13 protein-coding genes are annotated in these 17,130 nt (G+C 62.5%); 5 read left to right on the forward strand and 8 right to left on the reverse strand.

Features of this window, described 5'->3' with window-relative positions:
• Positions 1–199 precede the first annotated feature (199 nt).
• The 7 genes from yccS to OO306_RS21090 form a co-directional block, all read right to left on the reverse strand.
• Positions 200–2,383, reverse strand: a complete 2,184-nt coding sequence (gene yccS, locus OO306_RS21060) for a YccS family putative transporter (protein WP_238215699.1) — start codon at positions 2,381–2,383, stop codon at positions 200–202.
• Positions 2,384–2,465: 82 nt separating this feature from the next.
• Entirely contained in the window at positions 2,466–3,647 is a 1,182-nt protein-coding gene (locus OO306_RS21065; RefSeq protein ID WP_099455527.1) for an NAD(P)/FAD-dependent oxidoreductase, read from the reverse strand.
• A gap of 134 nt (positions 3,648–3,781) precedes the next feature.
• Complete coding sequence (gene dbpA / locus OO306_RS21070; protein ID WP_265969830.1) at positions 3,782–5,119, reverse strand: ATP-dependent RNA helicase DbpA; 1,338 nt, start codon at positions 5,117–5,119, stop codon at positions 3,782–3,784.
• Between the two features lie 112 nt (positions 5,120–5,231).
• Complete coding sequence (gene mdtD, locus OO306_RS21075) at positions 5,232–6,659, reverse strand: multidrug transporter subunit MdtD (RefSeq protein WP_099430611.1); 1,428 nt, start codon at positions 6,657–6,659, stop codon at positions 5,232–5,234.
• Between the two features lie 129 nt (positions 6,660–6,788).
• The gene (locus OO306_RS21080; protein WP_265969817.1) at positions 6,789–8,120 is read right to left on the reverse strand and encodes a TldD/PmbA family protein; all 1,332 of its coding nucleotides are present in this window, start codon (positions 8,118–8,120) and stop codon (positions 6,789–6,791) included.
• Entirely contained in the window at positions 8,120–9,562 is a 1,443-nt protein-coding gene (locus tag OO306_RS21085) for a TldD/PmbA family protein (RefSeq protein WP_186677300.1), read from the reverse strand. Before OO306_RS21085 ends, OO306_RS21080 begins: the two co-directional genes overlap by 1 nt.
• A gap of 141 nt (positions 9,563–9,703) precedes the next feature.
• Positions 9,704–10,594 (reverse strand): LysR family transcriptional regulator, encoded by an 891-nt coding sequence (locus OO306_RS21090; RefSeq protein ID WP_265969818.1) that lies wholly within the window; start codon positions 10,592–10,594, stop codon positions 9,704–9,706.
• Between the two features lie 124 nt (positions 10,595–10,718).
• On the opposite strand from OO306_RS21090, the gene OO306_RS21095 reads away from it, so the two are divergent.
• From OO306_RS21095 to OO306_RS21105, 3 genes are read left to right on the forward strand one after another with little or no spacing between them, the layout of a single operon-like run.
• Positions 10,719–11,699 carry a hypothetical protein gene (locus OO306_RS21095; RefSeq protein WP_265969819.1) on the forward strand — a complete coding sequence of 327 codons (981 nt, stop codon included), beginning with the start codon at positions 10,719–10,721 and terminating at the stop codon, positions 11,697–11,699.
• Positions 11,700–11,723: 24 nt separating this feature from the next.
• Positions 11,724–12,683: a 2OG-Fe(II) oxygenase gene (locus OO306_RS21100; protein WP_265969820.1), complete on the forward strand. Its 960-nt coding sequence runs from the start codon at positions 11,724–11,726 to the stop codon at positions 12,681–12,683.
• Positions 12,684–12,685: 2 nt separating this feature from the next.
• Positions 12,686–13,621: a DMT family transporter gene (locus OO306_RS21105; protein WP_265969821.1), complete on the forward strand. Its 936-nt coding sequence runs from the start codon at positions 12,686–12,688 to the stop codon at positions 13,619–13,621.
• 30 nt (positions 13,622–13,651) lie between these two features.
• Here OO306_RS21105 and OO306_RS21110 read toward each other — a convergent pair whose 3' ends face one another.
• A complete protein-coding gene (locus OO306_RS21110; protein ID WP_265969822.1) occupies positions 13,652–15,454 on the reverse strand; it encodes an acyl-CoA dehydrogenase in 1,803 nt (600 codons plus the stop codon).
• A 384-nt stretch (positions 15,455–15,838) separates the two neighbouring features.
• On the opposite strand from OO306_RS21110, the gene OO306_RS21115 reads away from it, so the two are divergent.
• Together OO306_RS21115 and OO306_RS21120 are read left to right on the forward strand one after the other, a co-directional pair.
• Positions 15,839–16,267: a hypothetical protein gene (locus OO306_RS21115; protein ID WP_265969823.1), complete on the forward strand. Its 429-nt coding sequence runs from the start codon at positions 15,839–15,841 to the stop codon at positions 16,265–16,267.
• 159 nt (positions 16,268–16,426) lie between these two features.
• Positions 16,427–16,990, forward strand: a complete 564-nt coding sequence (locus tag OO306_RS21120) for a hypothetical protein (protein ID WP_027592481.1) — start codon at positions 16,427–16,429, stop codon at positions 16,988–16,990.
• Positions 16,991–17,130 lie beyond the last annotated feature (140 nt).

The raw sequence follows: 17,130 nt of genomic DNA on the forward strand, positions 1-17,130 counted from the left end.
GCCGCCACAGGCCACATAGCATTTAGGCCGGCGCGCTTTCCTTGACCAGGTGCGCCGCCAACGTGCGCAATGGCCCCAACTGCCTGCAAATCAGTGCCAGCTGGGTCTGCACCAACCGCTGGTGCTCCCACACAAGCGATACACACCCCCTGTGGGAGCGGGTTCACCCGCGAAGAGGCCGCCACAGGCCACATAGCATTTAGGCCGGCGCGCTTTCCTTGACCAGGTGCGCCGCCAACGTGCGCAATGGCCCCAACTGCCTGCAAATCAGTGCCAGCTGGGTCTGCACCAACCGCTGGTGCTCATCCAGCTCTTCCGGCATCTGTTCCAGGTCGTTGGCCAGCGCTTCTTCGGCATCACTGTGGATCGCCACCGGTAGCCGCGCCGCCAGGCCATTGGCGATTTCATCCAAGCTGTTGGCCAGGCTTTGCCCCGCGCCCTCGATCAACTGCTCCTGCACCTCCGCCGGCAAGGCGGTGTCGCGGTGCGCGCCAAGCCCGGAGAGGTAGCTGAGCAGCGTGTGCGACAACACCAGGAAACGGAAGCCAACGTCCGCTTCCTTGCGGAAGTGCCCCGGCTCCATGAGCATGTTGGCCAGCGTGGTCGACAGCGCCGCATCGGCGTTGTGGGCATTGCGGCGGGCCAGGCGGTAGGCGAGGTCGTCGCGTTTACCGTGGGCATACTGCTGCATGATCTGGCGCAGGTACACGCTGGCGCAGGCCAAAGTGTTGGCCAGCGCCTTGTTCAAGCGCCGGCCTTGCCAGTCGGGCAGGAACAGGAACACCGCCAGAATGGCGATCAGGCTGCCCACCAGGGTATCGAACAGGCGCGGCAGGAACAGGCCGTAGCCGTCGCCGATCTGGTTGAAGCAGAATAGCACCATCAAGGTGATCGCTGCGGTTGCCAAGGTGTACCGGGTGGTGCGGTTGACGAAGAACACCACCCCGGCGACCACGGCGAACATCGACTGGATGATCGGGCTGGGGAACAGGTCGAACAGGGCCCAGCCGACCGTCAAACCGATGGCCGTGCCGAACACCCGCTGCACCAGCTTGCGCCGGGTTGCGCCATAGTTGGGCTGGCAGACGAACAGGGTGGTGAGGATGATCCAGTAGCCCTGGGTCGGGTGAATCAAATGCACCATGCCGTAGCCGATCGACAGTGCCAGCGACAGGCGCAGGGCGTGGCGGAACAGCAGCGAGGTCGGCGTGAGCTGGGTGCGCAGGCGGCTCAACACATCCTTCAGCGAGCGTGGCGAACGGTCGAGCAGGCTGCTGTCACTGGCATCGGCCAGGCTGTCCGGGTTGCTGGCGGCGCCCAGCAGGCGGTCGAGGGTGGCAAGGTTGGCCGCCAGTGCCCGCAACGACCGCAGCAGGCTACGCCAGGCCGGGTTGTTCTGGTTGCGCAAGTGCTCCAGGGAGGCGTTGAGGTCTTCCAGGGTGTCGGCAAACCGGCTGTCGAGCACGAACGGCTGGCGCAAGCGGATCGAGCGCGCCAGGTCTTGGCAGGCGGAGCCTTGATGACGCAGCAGGCGCTGGCAGCGGAACATCACGTCGCTGTGGAAGAATGCTTCGGCCAGGGCGTTGTACGGGTAATGCGAGGCGCTGACGCGCTCGTGAATATCCTGGGCCAGAAAGTACAGTTTCAGGTAACGGCTGACCTTGGAATTTGGCTGGCTGTTGCCGACCCGGTGCAGGATGATTTCCTTGGCAGCGTTGAGCGCCGCGACCACCTTGCCATTTTGCTGAGCCAGCTCCAGGCGGCGGGCCTCCAGGTCGAGGTTGCGGATCGGTTCGAACAGGTTGGCCTTGAGCTTGAGGTAGCGCCCCAGCTCGAAAAACAGTTTGGCCAGGCTTTGCTGCACCGGCTGATTGGAGAACAACGCTTGCCACAGCACCGACAGCAGGCCGTACCAGGCCGCGCCCGCCACCAGTAGCATCGGCTCGTGCCAGAAGTCATTCACCTGGCCGCCGCGTTGGTCCACGCCGATCATGGTGTACACCGACAAAATCAGCGTGGCTGAAGCGATCGCACCATAGCGCTCGCCCAGTGCACCGAGCATGGTCAGGCCGAAGGCCGCCAGGGCCAGGGCGCCGGCGAAGATCCAGGGGTAGGGGAACAGTAGCTCGACCGACAGCGCGGCGATGGCAAAACACACCAGGGTTACCGCCAGCGCGCTGAGCCGGCCTTGCCAGCTGTCGTCGGTTTCGGCCAGGGCGCTGGCGATGATGCCCAGGAACAAGGGGATCAGCAGGGCCATTTCATCCTGGTACCAGCACAAGGCCATGCTGCCGGTAAGGGCGACCGTAACCCTGATGCTGTAGCTGAACTTGTCTTGGCCCCACAGGCGACGCAGTGACTGACGGAACGAGCTCGATGACATGATGGCCTTGGGCTGTGATCGAATGAATACAGTGCCGCACGGACCAGCAAGAAGCGTTCCGTGCTGCTGAATGGATTCTACTCTACACGAACTGCGCCGCAGCGTTAGCCGATGCCCATGCCCACTGGAAATTGAAACCGCCCAGGTGGCCGGTGACATCCAGCACCTCGCCAATGAAGTACAGCCCCGGGGCTTTGAGCGACTCCATGGTCTTGGACGACACCTCGCGGGTGTCCACGCCGCCCAGCGTCACTTCGGCGGTGCGATAGCCCTCGGTGCCAGCCGGTACCACCTGCCAGGCTGCCAGTTTTTCGGCGATCTGGGCCAGTTCTGCCGGGGTGTACTGCTTCATCGGCTTCGATTCGAACCACTGCTCGGCCAACAGGTTGGCCAGCTTGCGGGTGAACACCTCGCCAAGCACCGTCTTCAGTTCCGCGTTGGCGCGCTCGGCCTGCTGCTGTTGCAGCCAGGTCAGTGCATCGCGGTCCGGCAGCAGATTGATCTCCACCGTGTCGCCGGCCTCCCAGAACGAGGAGATCTGCAGAATCGCCGGGCCGCTCAGGCCGCGGTGGGTAAACAGCAGGTTCTCGCGGAAGCTGGTGCCGTTGCAGCTGGCCGTGCAGTCCAGCGAGGTGCCCGACAGTTCAGTGCACAGTGCCTTGAGTTGGGGCTCGGTGATGGTGAAGGGCACCAGCCCGGCGCGGGTCGGCAGCAGGGTGTGGCCGAACTGGCGCGCCACCTGGTAGCCGAAACCGGTAGCACCCAGGGTCGGGATCGACAGGCCGCCGGTGGCGATCACCAGCGACTGGCAGGCGAACTGCCCGGCACTGGTTTGCAGCAGGTAGCCGTTTTCGGTTTTCTCGATGTGCGAGATGCTGGTGTCCATGCGCAACTCGGCACCGGCCTCGTCGCACTCGGCCAGGAGCATGTTGAGGATGTCGCTGGCCTTGTTGTCGCAGAACAGCTGCCCGAGCTTCTTCTCGTGATACGGCACGCCATGCTTGGCCACCAGCTCGATGAAGTCCCACTGGGTGTAGCGGGCCAGCGCCGACTTGCAGAAGTGCGCGTTGTGCGAAAGGAAGTTGGCAGGCTCGGTGTACATGTTGGTGAAGTTGCAGCGCCCGCCGCCGGACATGAGGATTTTCTTGCCTGGCTTGTTGGCGTGGTCGAGCAGCAGTACCCGGCGGCCACGGCGGGCGCTGAGCTGGGCGCACATCAGGCCGGCGGCGCCGGCGCCGAGGATGATCACGTCGGTGGTGTGCACGGGTTACCTCTTGAAGATTGCTGGGGCTGCCTTGCAGCCCTTTCGCGACACAAGGCCGCTCCTACAGGGGATCGCGTAACCCGTGTAGGAGCGGCCTTGTGTCGCGAAAGGGCCGCAAAGCGGCCCCAAAAGTTTTAGATGATGCGGACTTTCAGGGCGCGGCCCTTGATCTTGCCGCTGTTCAGGCGCTGCATCGCCTGCTTGGCCAGTGCCCGCTCCACTGCCACGAAGGCCTGGAAATCGAAGATGGCGATCTTGCCCACCTGCTTGCCCGGGATGCCGGCATCGCCGGTCAATGCGCCGAGGATGTCACCCGGGCGCAGTTTGTCCTTGCGCCCGGCAGCGATGCACAAGGTGCTCATCACCGGCAGCAGCGGCTCGCCACCTTTATTTTTCAGGCTGCCCAACTGGTCCCAGCGCAGCGGGCTCTTCTGCAGCGCTTCGATGGCCTGGGCGCGGTGGCCTTCGGCCGGGGCCACCAGGCTGACCGCAACGCCCTTCTCGCCGGCACGGCCGGTACGGCCGACACGGTGCACGTGGATCTCGGCGTCACGCGCCAGCTCGACGTTGAGCACCATGTCCAGGCCGTCGATGTCCAGGCCGCGCGCGGCCACGTCGGTCGCCACCAGCACCGAGCTGCTGCGGTTGGCGAACATGGCCAGCACTTGGTCGCGGTCGCGCTGTTCGAGGTCACCGTGCAGGGCCTGGGCGACGATGCCTTTGGCCGTGAGGTGGGCGACCACGTCTTCGCACTGCTGCTTGGTGAAGCAGAACGCCACGCACGATTGCGGGCGATAGTGGCCGAGCACGCGGGTCACCGCTTCGAGGCGCTGTTGCGCGTCGATTTCGATGAAGCGTTGTTCGATCTGGTTGTCGGTGTGCAGGCTTTCGACCTTGACCTGCTGCGGGTTGCGCATGAAGTCTGCGGCAAGCTGCTTGATGCCGGACGGGTAGGTGGCCGAGAACAGCAGGGTCTGGCGGCGGGCTGGGGTCTTGCCGATGATGCTGGCGATGGCATCGAAGAAGCCCATGTCGAGCATGCGGTCAGCTTCGTCGAGGATCAGCGTATTGAGCCCGTCGAGTACCAGGGTGCCTTTGTCCAGGTGCTGCTGGATGCGCCCCGGGGTGCCGACGATGATGTGCGCACCATGCTCCAGCGACGCGATCTGCGGGCCGAGCGAAACGCCGCCGCAGAGGGTCAGGATCTTGATGTTGTCTTCGGCGCGGGCCAGCCGGCGCAACTCTTTGGCGACCTGGTCGGCGAGCTCGCGGGTCGGGCACAGGACCAGCGCCTGGCAACCGAAGTAGCGCGGGTTGATCGGGTTCAGCAGGCCGATGCCGAACGCAGCGGTCTTGCCGCTGCCGGTCTTGGCCTGGGCGATCAGGTCCTGGCCCTTGAGGATGACCGGCAGGCTCTGGGCCTGGATCGGCGTCATCGAGGCATAGCCGAGGGCGTCCAGGTTGGCCAGCATGGCGGCGGACAGCGGCAGGGTGGCAAAGGCGGTGGATTCGGTGGTCACGAGGCGGGCCTGTGTGGCGAAGCGAAAAATGCCGCACAGTCTACCAGCCTCATGGCCATTCGCCCTACGACTCCATGTGTTGTTCCGGACGACGGGCACGCCTTCCGTCTGTCGGCGCCAGTTGCAGGAAGATCGCTGCGGCCAGCATGGCCATGATGCCGATGGTCACGAAGGTCAGCTGGAAGGCGCCCAAGGTGCTTTCCACCCCTTCGGCACTGCCCGCTGCCGTGAAGCCGCCCAGCAATGCCCCGGCGCAGGCCACACCCAGGCTCAGCGCCAGTTGCGCGACCACCGACAGCAGGCTGTTGCCGCTGCTGGCGCTGGCATCGTCGAGGTCGATCAGGGTCACCGTGTTCATGGCCGTGAACTGCATGGAGTTCACGGCGCCGAGCAGGCCCAGCTGTATCAGCAGCACGGCGTAGGGCGTCTGCTCGTCGACCAGGCCGAGGCTGGCCAGCAGCAGGCCCAGCAGCAGGGTATTGCCGGTGAGGATGATGCGGTAGCCGAAGCGCTCGATCAGCGGCCGGGCGATGGACTTGGCCAGCATCGCCGCTGCAGCCAGCGGGATCATGCTCATGCCTGCCTGGGCTGGTGAATAGCCCAATGCCACCTGCAACAGCAAGGGCACGAGGAAGGGCAGGGCGCCGCTGCCCAGGCGCGCGAACAGGTTGCCGAGGATGCCGATGGCAAAGGTGCGTACGCGGAACAGGCTGGGCGAGAACAACGGCTCGGGATCGCGCCCGGCCCGTAGCCAGTAGGCGGCCAGGCAGGCCATGCCAGCGAACAGCAGCAACATTACCCGCAAGTGCGGCAAGTGCAACTCGCCCAAGCCTTCCATGGCGATGGTGATCAGCACCATCGCCGCGCCGAACAAGAGGAAGCCTGGGCCATCGAAGCTGGTGCGCTCGGCGCCGCGCAGGTCAGGGATGAACTTCCACACGGCATAACAGCCGATGGCACCGACCGGTAGGTTGAGCAGGAAGATCCAGTGCCAGCTGAGGATTTCCACCAGCCAGCCACCGACCGTTGGGCCGAGCAGGGGGCCGAGCAGGCCGGGGATGGTGATGAAGCTCATGATCCGCACCAGCTCGGTGCGGGGGTAGGCGCGCAACACCACCAGCCGCCCGACCGGCAGCATCAGCGCACCGCCCAGGCCTTGAACGACGCGTGCCAGGATCAGAAAGCCCAGGCTGTTGGCGGCGGCGCACAACAGCGAGCCGAAGCTGAACAACAGGATTGCGCTGAAGAAGATGCGTTTGGTGCCAAAGCGGTCGGCGATCCAGCCGGAGGCGGGAATCAGCAAGGCCACGGTGAGCATGTAGGCGATGATCACGCCTTGCATGCGCAGCGGGTCCTCTTCCAGCGAGCGGGCCATGGCCGGCAGCGCGGTGTTGAGAATGGTGCCGTCCAGGGACTGCATGAAGAAAGCGATGGCCACGACCCAGGGGATCCAGCGGGCGGTGACGGGGTCCAGCGGGGTGCGTTCGGGCATGACGTCCTCGTTTGTCAGTGCCGGCCTCTTCGCGGGGCAAGCCCGCTCCCACAGGATCTCCACTGCCCTCGAATGGGGTGACATCTCTGTGGGAGCGGGCTTGCCCCGCGAAAGGGCCGGTAATGCCTATCACAATGTCAGGGTCAGGCCTTTGACCAATGCTCCCGGTAAATGACTCGACCCAGTACTGCGCTGTCCATAGGTACTGGTAGACAGGATCATCTCGCGCTCGTGCGTCAGGTCCTCCAGTTGGCTGCCCAGCAAACTGTACAGGCTGTCATCGAAGCGCATGGTACTTACCGGCCCCTGAATCTGGCCATTCTCCACCCAGAAGGTGGCAAAACGGGTCAGGCCGGTCATGCGTGCTGCTGGCAGGTCCGAGTAGTTCAGGTACCACAAATTGCTGATATACAGCCCGGTGCCCAGCCGTTCGAGGATTGCTTCACTGGCCAGGTTGCCCGCCGCCAGGCTCAAGGCGCAGGGCGACTCGTAGCTGTCGGCGCCATTCGCCACCAGCGCGAACTCGGCCGCACTGCGTGCGCTGATCAGGCGCTGCACGGCCTTGCCTTGTTGGATCAGCGGCACATCGAGGCGGGGTGACCCCTCATCCGAAAACGCCGGGCTCAGCGAACCGCTGACCTGCTCGTCGAAGCTGACCAGCGGGCTCAGTTGGGCATCGCCGTTATACAGGCGCTGCAGGGCGCTGTTGCCAGTGGCCAGGGCCTGCGCAGAAAACCCGCCCCAGCACAGCATGCCGGCGATCTCGTCCATGGCCGCTGGCGCCAGGTAGGCGCGGTAACTGCCCGGTTTCAAGGTGATGGCAGGGCGGCCCAGGAACGCCAGTTGCTCGCGGGCCAGGCGCAGGCGCGCGACGAACTCGTCAGCGCTCCAGGCCTGCCCGGCATAGTTGGCTTTCACGGCCTGGCCGTTGCTGTGGAACAGGCTCCAGTCCATGTTGAAACTGTTGGCCTGGTGCCAGCCAAAGGCCCCGAACGAGCTGGCGAAGCCGCGACAGATCGGCCCGGCGGCGTAGATGCCGACCAGGTCCAGGTCGCCGGCTTCCTGTTCGATCAAGGCCAGCACTTCATCCAGTTCCGGCAGCGTGTGGTCTTGCTGGCTGTGGCTGTTCCACGGGGTTTCGTCCAGGCGCAGGTAGGGATCGACGGCCAGCAGGGGCAGGGTCTGGCGCAGTTGGCCCAGGGCATCGGCCAGGCGCGCGCGGTCCAGCACGGCATCATCGCCCAAGGTGATCAACTGCTCGGCCTGGCGGCCATCACAGATCAGGCGCAGTTGCACACTGGCCTGGCTCACCTCGCCGGCCTGGCGCACCTTGGCGTGGTTGAAGCGCACGAACTGCGACTGCTCGGCGCTGTAGCCAAAGGTGAACTGTTCGCCCGGCTGCAGGGCATCGCGCAGGGCGCCAAGCAGGCTTTCGAAACGGTGTTGGGGTGTGGCGCTCATCAGGCGTCGCCTCCGAAGACATCGATCTGGCTGAACACGCAGGCCGGCGAAGCATGGCCGACCCGCACCACCTGGTTGGGCTCGCCTTTGCCGCAATTGGGCGTACCGAGCACCTGGAAGGTGCTGGCGTCGCCGACAGCGGACAAGTTGCGCCAGAACTGCGCCGAGATGCCGCGGTAGTTGGGGTTCTTGACGATGCCCTTGAGCTCGCCGTTTTCGATCAGTTGGCCCCACTCGCAGCCGAACTGGAACTTGTTGCGGGCATCGTCGATGGACCAGGAGCGGTTGGTGCGCATCAGGATGCCGTGCTCGATGCCCTTGACCAGCTGCGCCAGCGAGCGGTCGCCCGGCTCGATGTTGAGGTTGGCCATGCGGTCGATCGGTGCGCGGTTCCAGCCACAGGCACGGCTGTTGGCCACGCCGTCCAGGCCGGAGCGGAACTGCGACAGGGCGCCGCCCAACGGGCGCAGTAGCACGCCATCGCGGATCAGGAACTGCTTGCTGGCCTGGGTGCCGTCATCGTCGTAGCTGTAGCTGGCGAGTTCTTCGCCGATGGTCGGGTCGAAGGTCACGTTGAGCAGCTTCGAGCCGTATTGCAGGTGGCCGAAGTCACTGGCGTTGACGAAACTGGTGCCGGCGTAGTTGCGCTCGTCGCCGAGAATGCGGTCCATCTCCAGCGGGTGGCCGATGGACTCGTGAATCTGCAGCATCATCTGGTCGGGCATCAGCAGCAGGTCACGTGGGCCGCTGGGTGTATTGGGCGCCAACAGCAGTTGCAGCGCCTCGTCGGCGACCCGCCGGGCGGCGCCCACCAGGCCACAGCGCTCGATGACCTCGAAGCCACCCTGCTGGCCAAAGTTGTCCCGGCCCAGGCTGCGGCTCTGGCTGTCTTGGCCGTCGCTGGCCGTCACGCTCAGGCCTGGGAACAGGAAGCGCTGGGCGTGGCGCAACTCGGCGCCGGCGGAGTTGAGGTAGGTTTGTTCGACCAGGGTGATGTCCAGGCCGGCTTGCCAATCCACCAGGCGGCTGTCCTGGGGCACGCTGGCCGACTCGGCGGCGAGCAGGCCCAGGCAATCGGCGAGGTTGGGCAGTGGCTGGTCGAAGTTGGGCGAGACATGGTCGTGGCGTGCGCTGGTCACCGGTTGGTCGCGCAGGTCCAGCAGGCTATGCCTGGCGATCTGCCGGGCCAGCGCTTCGGCGCGTTCGAGCGCCTGCTGCAAGCCTTGTTGGGACAGGTCGGCGGTGGCCGCATAGGCCTCAACGCCGCTGACCCGCACGGTGAGCATGGCACCCTCGTCCTGGCTGAAGAAGGGCGGCTCGGCCACATTGCGACGCACAGACAATGCCTGGTACGACTGCTTCACATGACGCAGGGAAAACAACTCGGCCGTGCTGCGCAGCCCAGCAAAGCGCTGGCGCAACAGGGCGCTGGAATCGAACATGCGGGAACCTCCGAGTCAGTGGTGGCTCCCCCTAGAACCACGCCACTCGCATGCCTAGGCCTGTATCGTCACGGGCCACGAGCAATGCCAGCTCATTATGGCAGCCAGGTACTTCCCTGGTCAGGAAATAACGCGGGCCGTTCAACCACCGCCCTCCCAGCAATGGGGCGGCGTTGTTACGCCCACTTTCTGGATGGCGGCCTTCAACATAGCATTCAGATGCGTTGCGACATGGTGCGAGGTGTCCGTCAGCAAGTAGACGTGGTGCTTTTCGAGGTCGGGCAAGCCCAGCCCTTCCACGTACGCGAGTGAGGTATCCGTGCTATCCAGCCCTTCGACAATGCCCACGGCCAGGCCACTTCTCATGCAGGCCAGTACCGCGTGCCAGTTGGCGCTTTCCAGCAGCACACGGTACGCAATGCCTTGGGCTTTCAGTGCCTGCAAGGCCGCCTCCCGGTACGGGCAACCCTTCAACTGCAGTGCCAGCGGCAAGGGGCGATTGGGGTCATGGCTGAATCCAGGCGCTGCGGCCCAGCGCGGCTGCGTCGAGCGAAGCCACTCGCCTTGCTGCCAGTCGTCACTGCTAACCGCTACAGCCAGGTCCAGCCGCTGTCGCGCAAACAGGTCGATGAGCTCTGCGCTGGATCGCGCTACAGCCTCCAACTCCAGCTTCGGGTTGTTGGCGACGAACACCGGTAGAAAGTCGCTCATGAGGTTGGCGGCATAACCGTCGGGTACGCCTATGCGCACCTTGCCGGTCATCTGCTGTGGCGACAGCGTGGCCAGTAGCCTGTCGTGAGCCATCAAGAAACGTGTCGCTTCGCCCATCAGCTGACGGCCCGCAGGGGTTAGCTCCACCGACTGGTTACTGCGTGTGAACAATTGTTGCCCGATCTTTCCCTCCAGCTTCTGGATCTGCGTCGTCACCGCCGATGGGCTGCGGTGGACGTAGTCGGCCGCCGCCTTGAAACGGCCTAGCCGGGCCACTGCCTGGAAGGTTCTCAGTACATCGATGTCGAGGCCTTTGCCCATGGAGCCACCTGATTTGGTCGGATCGAACCAGCGCTTCGATTTAATCAACTGTACAGCCTTTATACCCACTCTTACTGTGGGGTCGAAGCCCGCATGCCCCCTGAATTGCAATGGAATGATACGGATGAGCCTGAACGACTTCGTGGTAGATGCACTCGTGCGCAACCCCGCTTACCAGCACGCACGACTATGGACTGTCGAGAACCACGAGAAGTACTCGACATTGGCCCAGCCTGAGCCGGGACCTGAAAGCGACCACCGTTTCAACCACGAGATATTTCTGCTTATGCGCGCCTTGAATGAGCAAGGCGTAGGTCAGAGCGGGCTCTGTGCTGATGCAGAGGGGCAGGGGGCGCTCAAGGCCGTCATCGGCGACGTTGCCGAGCGGTTGGCAGCGCTGAGCAGTGGGCGCCGCGTGCACTATGTGGAGCTGGGCCCGGAGCCGATCAAGAGCGCCTGCTTGCTGAAGCGAATGGTCGAGACGTCCAGCTCCATCCGCTACACCGCCATCGATATCAACCAGACCTCGCAAGCCGCGATGAGCGATGCCGTGGGGCCCATCGTGCGCGAGGATGGCAGTTTCAATTACATCGCCGCTGATTACCGCACCGTAACCCATGAGGATTTGCGTCACGATCAGGAGCTCACACTCATCACCCTGCTTGGGTTTCAGGAGGGCAACGAGCTGCCAGTGAGCACTGGGCGGCTGATTCGTAGCCTTGCAGGTAACACCACCTACATCCTTTCGGAAATGCAGGTCTACGACGAAGGCCTGGAAAGTACCATCCTCAAGTTCTACGCCAACCCCTGCATGCTCCAGTTCTCCCAAATGGTCGCGCTTCAACAAGGCTTCATCCCCTCGGGCGAGCATGAAGCCATGCTCGTACCGCTACTCATTCAGGATGAACCCATCCATGTCGCGGTAACCCTGCAACCTGTGCAGCGTCTGCAGCAACGTGGGTACCTGCTGACCAACATCTGCCTCAAGTACACGCCCGAACAGTTCCGTCGCATCAGGGCCCGGCATTGCAACTGCAGTGTGGTGGACGAGTTCGCCAGTGGTGATGGCTCGGTGCGCTACCAGATCGCGAAGTACCTTCAGTAGTGACTCTACGGGGACAGACACATCATGAATCCTTCAGACACCTTACCCCTGTTCGAACGCGGCGTAGGGCGCGTGAAGCTGGCGCTCAAGTCGACATTGAAGCGCACGCCGCGGCCATCGCCTATCTGCCTCAGTGAGCAGTTGCCCTGGTCGGACGATTTGCTTTGCCAGCACGGGCCCGTCCTCAGCGACACCCGAACACTTGGGCAGCTTGGGTATGCCGACAGCCCGCACGCCAAAATCGCAGCGGACAGCATCACCGGGGTGGCGGTTGTGCATCGGCTGTTCACGCCCGAGGGCGTTGCGGCCTTGCAAGGCATCTGCAGCCGTCTGGAGGAGGGGGCGAGTGACAGCGACTGGATCATTTCGCGGCGTACGCGAGGGGTGACGGCTTTATCATCGTTCATCAACGACATGATGTGCAGCCGCTCATTCCTGTTAGCTGTCTCGCGCATTGCAGGCGTGCCGCTGGTGCCTTACCCCATGGTCAATGCGCGCTCGCAGGTCAACTATTTCTACCCCAAGCCTGTCGAGCAACAGCAGCAACTCGGCATGTGGCACACAGACGGCACCAATTACGTGCTGAACATCGTGCTGTCGGGGGCCTGCGAATACAGCGGGGGCGAATTCCTGTTCCATAACGGCACTGTCGACAGCTTTGATGCGCTGGATCACCGTACCTTCGAAAATGCGCGCCTGGACGCACCTGGCGATGCCTTGTTCATCTATGGCAGCCGATTGTTCCACGGTGTGCGCCCGGTGGTCAGCGGGCGACGCATGTCGTTGGTGCTGTCCTTTCATTGTCCCTACTTTGGTGACGACTCCAACCGGTTTTGGCACTTGGCCTCCGACGATGGCATCCCTGCGACGATCCCTAAATGGTTGGGGTTGCGCTGGGCCTTGCAGCGATCAGCAGCCCGCCAGTTTTCAAGAATAGGCATCGAGCCGATTACGTTCGCGCAATTGCATCACACAGGGGCGTGAACATGCCAAGCAGTGCGCCGTACCTGATCCTGCTGCAAGTCATCTTTGTCCTTTCCTGGAGTTCGGGCTTTATTGGTGCCCGGCTGGGCACGGAAGACGCGGGTGCCATCAACCTGCTGTTCTGGCGGTTTCTGCTGGTCAGCATCTGCCTGCTGCCTTTTGTCGTGCATCGGCTGCGTGCGCTTACGTGGGCGCAGATACGTTACAACGCCGTCATTGGTTTCCTGGCGCAGTTTGCCTATCTGGTCAGTGTCTACATCGCCATCCGGGGCGGGCTACCGGCGGGGATTGCCGCCATCATTTGTGCGCTGCAGCCATTGATCACGGCATCGATGAGCAACAACAACCAGCATGAGCGCAGTGGTCGGCAGGAATGGCTCGGGCTTGGGGTGGGGTTCGCCGGCGTCAGCATGATCATTTTTGCAGAGTACAGCCTGTCTGCGAGCCAGCTTAGCCTCTGGCTTTACGCCCTGCCGCTGATCGCCGCCATCACGTTGTCCATTGCCACGCTGTATCAGCGTCGGCAATCGATCATGGCGACGGACCACAGCAAGGACGGTCTGCTGATGCCGTTGTTTCTGCAATCGACTGCGACACTGCTGCTGCTCACGGCTGCAGGCTTGCCACTGGGGTTGATCGAAGTGCCTGCCAGCACACAGGTCTGGGCGGCGGTCGCATGGCTGACTCTGTTCTCCACGTTCATTGCCTACCTGAGCCTGTGGATATTGCTGACAAAGCTCTCGGCGACCCGCGTCTCGGCACTGGTCTACCTCGAGCCTCCGGTGACGTTGTTATGGGCGGCGATGATGTTCGGGGACGTGATCCATTGGACAACCTACGTGGGCATTGCGGTGGTCGCGGCAGGTATCGCCATCACCCGCCAGCCGCGCAGGTTGGCCACGCCTGCCAATGCGCTGAGCGACACGGGTGACAGATAGAGGCTCGTGAGCGCGGCACTGCGCTGGTCGCTAGAACCACCCGTCTTGCATGGTGATGCAGGTGTCGTCGCGTACCTCGAGCAATGCCAGCTCATTGTGGCAGCCCGGTACTTCCCAGGTCAGGAAGTAGCGCGCGGCCTGGAGCTTGCCGAGGTAGAAGTCGCGGTCGTCGGCGTTGCCTTTGAGCAGGCCGAGTTCGGCGTGGATCGCCTGTTCCAGCCAGCGCCAGCCGACCACGCAGTGGCCGAAGGCCTTGAGGTACAGGGCCGAGTTGCCCAGGGCGGTGCTGACGTTGCCCTGAGCCATGTCACCCAGCAGGGCAAGGGTGACGGCTTGCAGGCGATTGACCAACTGCTCCAGCGGCTGGCGCAGGGTGTCGAGGCCAGGGTGGTGGCAGGCGCGCTCGGCTGTGCTGGCGATCAGGCGGATCAGTTGCTTGAGCCCGGCGCCGCCGTTTTGCGCAAGCTTGCGGCCGAGCAGGTCGAGCGACTGGATGCCTTCAGTGCCCTCGTGAATCGGGTTCAGGCGGTTGTCGCGGTAATACTGCTCAACGGGGTATTCGCGGGTGTAGCCATGGCCGCCGAGGACCTGGATCGCTAACTCATTGGCTTTGAGGCAGAAGGTCGATGGCCAGGATTTGACGATCGGGGTCAACAGGTCGAGCAGTGCCTGGGCGTGCTGCCGGGTGCTCTCATCGTCGGCTGTCTGGGTGTCGTCGAACAGGCGTGCGGCGTACAGGCCAAGGTCGAAGGCGCCTTCAACGTAAGCCTTCTGCGTCAGCAGCATGCGCTTGACGTCGGTATGCCCGATGATCGGCACGGCAGGGCTGTGCGGGTCCTTGTTGTCAGGCAACCGTCCTTGCGGCCGCTGGCGCGCGTAGTCCAGCGAGTACAGGTAGCCGGCATATCCGAGCATCACCGCGCCCATGCCAACGCCGATGCGCGCCTCGTTCATCATCTGGAACATGCAGGCCAGGCCCTGGTGCGGCTGGCCGACCAGGTAGCCGATGCACTGGCCATTGTCGCCGAAGTTCAACGCCGTCGAGGTGGTGCCGCGCCAACCCATCTTGTGGAACAGGCCAGCTAGCAGCACATCGTTACGCTCGCCACGGCTGCCATCCGGGTTCACCCGGTACTTGGGCACGATGAACAGCGAGATGCCCTTCACCCCGGGAGGTGCATCCGGCAGCTTGGCCAGCACCATGTGCACGATGTTTTCCGACAGCTCGTGGTCGCCGCCAGAGATGAAGATCTTGTTGCCCTTGAGCCGGTAGCTGCCATCGCCAGCGGGTTCGGCGCGGGTGCGGATATCGGCCAGGGACGAGCCCGCATGCGGCTCGGTCAACGCCATGGTGCCGAAGTAGCGGCCTTCGATCATCGGCTGCAGGAACAGGCGTTTTTGTTCGTCGGTGCCGAAGCTTTCGATCAGATTGGCCGCGCCCATGGTCAGGAATGGGTAGGCCGTGGTGCCAGCGTTGGCGGCCTGGAAGTGCGCAAAGCAGGCCTGCGAGACCAGGCTGGGCAACTGCATGCCGCCGACTTCGAAGTCGCGGTTGGCGTTGAGAAAGCCCGCTTCGAGGAAGGCGTCCACGGCCGGTTTCACCTCGGGGATCAGCTCTGCGCGGCCGTCGACGAAGCGCGGCTCGTTTTCATCGGCCTTGCGGTTGTGCGGGGCGAAGAACTTTTCGGCGATGGTGCGGGCGGTGGTCAGCGCGGCGTCGAAGGTTTCGCGGCTGTGCTCGGCGAAGCGCGGGCGCTGGGTGAGGGCTTCGGCGTTTAGGACTTCGTAGAGCTCGAAGGCGAGGTTGCGAGGGCTGAGCAGGGTCTCGGGCATGGGGGCGGTCCTTGAGCGGGCATTGGCCGAGTCTAGGCGGGAGTGCGGATGTGGGAACAGGTCAATAGATCTGGGTGATATGGGCTTAAAAGGACCTGAATGCCTGCAAGGCTCGTGAGTAGGATGTAGGGCTGTCCGTAAGAAAAGGAAACGTCCTACATTATTTTAGGAGGTATCGCTGACGCACCGATGAGCAGGTTGGAGTAAGTGTAAAGACTTCAATCAAGAGGGGCAGGTGATGAGATGGTTGTCGCGTTGTGGCAGGGGCTGGAAAGAAGATTTACACAAAATCGAAGATCCTTTTTTGGCTAAAACCATTGTTCAATTTATGCCAACACCGCCAGGGATATAACTCAGAAGTGTGTACCGCTAAGTGAGGTAAGCGTGTCAGTAATCGAACCACGGCGCTGGGTTGGTTTTTTTTGGGGAAGTATGGATGCTTTTTATGTGGGGTTTGTGGTTGTCGCTGGACTAAATCGGGGTGTGACACCATTTTTTAGCGATTTCGATTCTGCGCTTTCAAATATGGAGCGGTGGGGTGGAGGACTTGAAATCCTTGTTTGGATAGGACTGATTGCTCAGCTTTCCATTGCTGTCAGCAGTGTGCTGCTTTGCTGGGGACGAAGGGCTGGCGTTTATCTGGCATTTGCTCAACTGCCTTTTCGCCTTTTTTTTGTAATTCCATCACTTTCCTTGATCTTACTACTGCCCGATATCAGCGCATGGCTTTGGTTGTGCGTTCTGGCTGCCTGCGAAGGAACAAAAGGCTGGAGTCTTTGGTGGCTTTGGCGGATAGCTCCTGCACATCAATGATCGCCCCGGTTCGCTTGGCCGTGCTGTCAAACGTCGCGAAGCGCAAGCGCAGGCAATTCAGAGACATTCCCCACAAATCAAGGAGAAATCGGACTACTGCGGATTGAGCGCGAGCTGGTCTTGAATAGGCGCTTTGGTGTTCATAAGGAAGCGTTTCTAATGAGTGATGCCCGCGACAATGAATTGCCCGATGCCAAGGGTCATGAAGTACCGTTTTATGTCGTTTCTCCCATGAAATATGGCGTGATGACGTTCTTCACTTTCGGCTTCTACTGGTTGTATTGCTTCTATCAAAGTTGGAAGCTGCATAGCGCGAAAACGGGAGAGCAGGTCAGCCCATTCTGGCGAAGCGCTTTTGCTGTGTTTTTTATCTATCCATTATTGCGAAGGGTAAATGACCAGATTCGCGACTCAGGGAGGACCTATCCGTGGTCCATCCTGGGGCTGACATTGGGCTACTACGGTATGACCATTGCTTGGCTGGTTGCCAGCGTCGCTCTGGATGATCAATGGTTGGCTGCCTATGTTGCAGGAGCTGTCATTCAGTTGGCTTGGCTGATCATCTTGGTGCCCATGCAGAAAGGCATCAATTTCAGTGCGGGTGACCCAGGGGGGGTGGGCAACAGCCGTTTCACACTGGCCAACTGGCTTTGGATGTTGCTGGGCATTGCGATTGCCGTGATGCAGTTGTTTGCCTTGGTCAGCCTTTCATCCATGGTCTGAGCGTCAGTTTGCCCAGATACAAAAAAGGCGATCCGAGGCTCGCAATCCAGGTGAAAAATTAGTCCACATAGCTCGGACTCAATGGGTCACACGAAGGTGTTCGGCGGAGTATTCGCTTAAGGCTGACAGGTGCTTGCCAT

The organism is Pseudomonas sp. DCB_AW (assembly GCF_026240895.1).
GTDB classification, from domain to species: Bacteria; Pseudomonadota; Gammaproteobacteria; order Pseudomonadales; family Pseudomonadaceae; genus Aquipseudomonas; species Aquipseudomonas kermanshahensis.

Coding starts and splice junctions, on each gene's coding strand:
- yccS (WP_238215699.1), bottom strand. CDS start 2,383: ATGTCATCGAGCTCGTTCCGTCAGTCACTGCGTCGCCTGTGGGGCCAA.
- dbpA (WP_265969830.1), bottom strand. CDS start 5,119: ATGCTGGCCAACCTGGACGCCCTCGGCTATGCCTCGATGACGCCGATC.
- mdtD (WP_099430611.1), bottom strand. CDS start 6,659: ATGCCCGAACGCACCCCGCTGGACCCCGTCACCGCCCGCTGGATCCCC.
- OO306_RS21080 (WP_265969817.1), bottom strand. CDS start 8,120: ATGAGCGCCACACCCCAACACCGTTTCGAAAGCCTGCTTGGCGCCCTG.
- OO306_RS21085 (WP_186677300.1), bottom strand. CDS start 9,562: ATGTTCGATTCCAGCGCCCTGTTGCGCCAGCGCTTTGCTGGGCTGCGC.
- OO306_RS21090 (WP_265969818.1), bottom strand. CDS start 10,594: ATGGGCAAAGGCCTCGACATCGATGTACTGAGAACCTTCCAGGCAGTG.
- OO306_RS21095 (WP_265969819.1), top strand. CDS start 10,719: ATGAGCCTGAACGACTTCGTGGTAGATGCACTCGTGCGCAACCCCGCT.
- OO306_RS21100 (WP_265969820.1), top strand. CDS start 11,724: ATGAATCCTTCAGACACCTTACCCCTGTTCGAACGCGGCGTAGGGCGC.
- OO306_RS21105 (WP_265969821.1), top strand. CDS start 12,686: ATGCCAAGCAGTGCGCCGTACCTGATCCTGCTGCAAGTCATCTTTGTC.
- OO306_RS21110 (WP_265969822.1), bottom strand. CDS start 15,454: ATGCCCGAGACCCTGCTCAGCCCTCGCAACCTCGCCTTCGAGCTCTAC.
- OO306_RS21120 (WP_027592481.1), top strand. CDS start 16,427: ATGAGTGATGCCCGCGACAATGAATTGCCCGATGCCAAGGGTCATGAA.